The organism is Saccharicrinis aurantiacus (assembly GCF_001660705.2).
Lineage (GTDB): Bacteria > Bacteroidota > Bacteroidia > Bacteroidales > Marinilabiliaceae > Saccharicrinis > Saccharicrinis aurantiacus.
Genome location: NZ_LYBV02000040.1, coordinates 1 through 2,918, shown reverse-complemented (window position 1 = coordinate 2,918; position 2,918 = coordinate 1). Strand labels below are relative to the sequence as shown.

4 protein-coding genes are annotated in these 2,918 nt (G+C 33.1%); all 4 read right to left on the bottom strand.

What is annotated here, in order from left to right; genetic code table 11:
• Nucleotides 1–460 precede the first annotated feature (460 nt).
• Complete coding sequence (locus tag A8B35_RS20795; protein WP_068475501.1) at nucleotides 461–646, bottom strand: hypothetical protein; 186 nt, start codon at nucleotides 644–646, stop codon at nucleotides 461–463.
• A gap of 366 nt (nucleotides 647–1,012) precedes the next feature.
• Nucleotides 1,013–1,759 (bottom strand): hypothetical protein, encoded by a 747-nt coding sequence (locus A8B35_RS20790; RefSeq protein WP_068475499.1) that lies wholly within the window; start codon nucleotides 1,757–1,759, stop codon nucleotides 1,013–1,015.
• A 221-nt stretch (nucleotides 1,760–1,980) separates the two neighbouring features.
• Nucleotides 1,981–2,559, bottom strand: coding sequence for a hypothetical protein (locus tag A8B35_RS20785; RefSeq protein WP_068475498.1), 579 nt, complete (start codon nucleotides 2,557–2,559; stop codon nucleotides 1,981–1,983).
• 77 nt (nucleotides 2,560–2,636) lie between these two features.
• Nucleotides 2,637–2,918, bottom strand: a 282-nt coding sequence (locus A8B35_RS23630) for a hypothetical protein (RefSeq protein WP_222844196.1), incomplete at its 5' end; no start/stop codon positions are given.

Here is a 2,918-nt window from a genome sequence, read left to right as displayed (position 1 = left end):
GCGAGTTTAAAACAATTTCAGTCATGAAACCTAGTTTTTTGAGTGAAATGGGTGTAGTCGACGGTTTTTTTGTCTACTTTTTTGACTGTAGAAAAAAGTAGAAGCCTTCACGGCTTGAGTGAAAATTTAATTAGGACAACATTGATTTTTTATTAATAAAAATGATACCGATAACCCTTTTCAAACGTCTGTTGGGTTAATCTTAGATTCAGCAAAATGTATTGATTTTAATAATACCCCTCATTGGTCATACCCTTACCCTTATTTTATAGGAATAGATAAGCCAATTATGTAATTGATTATCTAACTGGTCAAGTGTATTTATACTTATTTTATACGCTTTTAAGCCCTCCTCTGCCTTTGGTGGTAAATGAGCTTGCACTATGCTTTCATCGCTTAGTTCATTATCAGAACAAAAACAAATAGCGATACAATGACCCCAACTCTTTCTGAAAAGAATTTAGGCGAAAAGCATATTAGATTCAAGGGTATAAAGCTTTATCATTGTTTTCCCAAAACGCATAGAAAATTTTATTTCAGCTGCTAGTTTTTCCAAAATAATCACAACTGCATCTGTAAAAAAGATACCATCACCACTGAACTTCTCACCCATTTCAGCTATTTGCTGTAGTTGTTTATCTGTCATAATTTAGAATATTTGAACTCGCTGTTCATCAACAAAAAATCATATAAGAATCAACCTTGACTGATTCGGCTCATATAAATATGAAATTTGATGTAATTGATATAATTCATCATTTATATACTTGAAACACTTTAAAGAACAAACTTCAAACATTATCTAGGTATTAATAATGGGAATCAAGAGTTGAGCATATTATTAAACCCTAGAATGTGACAATGTTAATTTAGTATAGACCTAGCTAAACAAAAAAAAGAGGCCAATGGCCCTTTCAATATATAGATAACTTATAGCAAAAACCATAACTGATAAACATGCCGTTTTCATCAATAATGTATCCAACTTTTGTTTTGCAAACAGGCAGGACACTTAGTTATTGCCAACCGCATTTTCTCTTTCAATCTTTTCTATGACTTTTTTTGCCAAAGCATTAAGACTCTTCCAGTCTTCAGTTTCTATGAACTTTTCTATTTCTGGGAAGTCATTGTTATACTTGCTTTCAACAGAAGCAATTGCATTATTAAACTCTTCTAAGAACTCTTTTCCCTTAACACTAAAGACTTCTGTAAGAATCTCATCGTCTGTCAAAACATAAGAACTCCAATAATCAAACAGTTCGCACGACACCTCTTTGCTCGAGTAAAACTCTCGCAACCTTAACTGTTCAGAGACTGAGCTCCACAAATGAAGTGATTCTAATATACTATCCTTAGTAAGGATACTAAAATCCTCCTCTTTAATAGATTCTTCTGTATTAACTATTCCCTGTTGAGGTTTATGAATTTTATTCCGTAGTGGTCTTTTCTTTATTTTTACCCGATAGTAATAAATAGGTGCATAAAGAGCATTAAAGAAAATTAGTGGAAATATTGATTTTGAATACCTGTCATACTTGAATAAAAACCATAGACAATAAACCCAATGTCCGAAAACAATAAATGCAAGAATCGTCAATAAATAGTTATATGTATTATGCCCTTTATTTGCAGCAATTTCATTAAATACTTCTGGTGCAATTATTATTGATACAGGAAGTCCTATAAAATATAACACAACTGCAATTATATTAATCCAATACGTTACATAGGTTATTCTTTCTATTAATTTCATTTCCATCACTTACTCTTCAATATAGTTGGCAACGGTTTGCTAGATGAAGGGTATGGCGATTTAACGAACCAAATCTTCCAAAATACCACTGAGCCAAATCTTTTATTTGTTTTTATCTTTTCTCTTCTAAAGCCAAATCAAAGATTTGGCGGTGTCCGTCGTAACTACTAACGCCCCAAATAACTACTATTGCTATATGCTTTATTCTAGCGTGTTGGGTGCTGTATTTATTCTTCTATTTTTCTGAGTATTTTTTCATGAATTTGTTTTCTCATTGCATTAGATTTCTCATAAATCCATGCCCCAAAGTCATTGCATAGAAATAACTCACTTTGCCAACTTGTAGAAAGTGACTTTAATTTAAATTTGTCAAATACTGGCTTTAGTTTTTTAATTGGAATCCCTCCATGTTCATGCCAGTTTCCTTTATGGTGTATTACTTCATTTCTAATAGTCTGTATTATTTCAAAGGATTGAAAAGGCTCGGAAGAACTGTCCCATAGTTCTACGTCTAAAAGTATTGCTAATAAATTATACTTGTCTTTAATAGATAGTTTTTTCCCTAATTCAATTATAGAGTCGAAATATTCTTTTGGTTTAGATAGTTTATTACTTACTTCAGAGATGGAAATCACCTCATTAATGAATGCTTCAATAGAAGTATAACCAAAAATTAAAGCTGCCATATTTTTCTGAGAAATGTTAATTCTATCATTAAAGTCGTTTTCTGTTAGTGCCGTTTCTGCAAAATTTTTACAACCCACATCTAACATCATACTCATATTATATCTTACTTTTTTTGTCATATCCTATATATTGAATCCAACTAACATATACCCCACTAGTATGTGATATATTTAATAAAGACCAAATATATAAACATTTAGTAAACGTTTACCGCCTTAAGTGCTTTAAAAATAAGAGTGATGTGGGCTTGTTTCTTATTTGCGTCAGGCGCTTTGGGGCTTGTTTGATGCAAGCTTCCTGCAACCGTGCAAGAGCTTTGCATCGCTGATGCAAGCTTCCTGCAACCGTGCAACAGCTTTGCATCGCTGATGCAAGCTTCCTGCAGCTGTGCAACGGATTTGCATCGCTGATGCAAGCTTCCTGCAGCCGTGCAACGGATTTGCATCGCTGATGCAAGCTTCCTGCAGCCGTGCAACGT

Coding starts and splice junctions, on each gene's coding strand:
- A8B35_RS20790 (WP_068475499.1), bottom strand. CDS start 1,759: ATGGAAATGAAATTAATAGAAAGAATAACCTATGTAACGTATTGGATT.
- A8B35_RS20795 (WP_068475501.1), bottom strand. CDS start 646: ATGACAGATAAACAACTACAGCAAATAGCTGAAATGGGTGAGAAGTTC.
- A8B35_RS20785 (WP_068475498.1), bottom strand. CDS start 2,559: ATGACAAAAAAAGTAAGATATAATATGAGTATGATGTTAGATGTGGGT.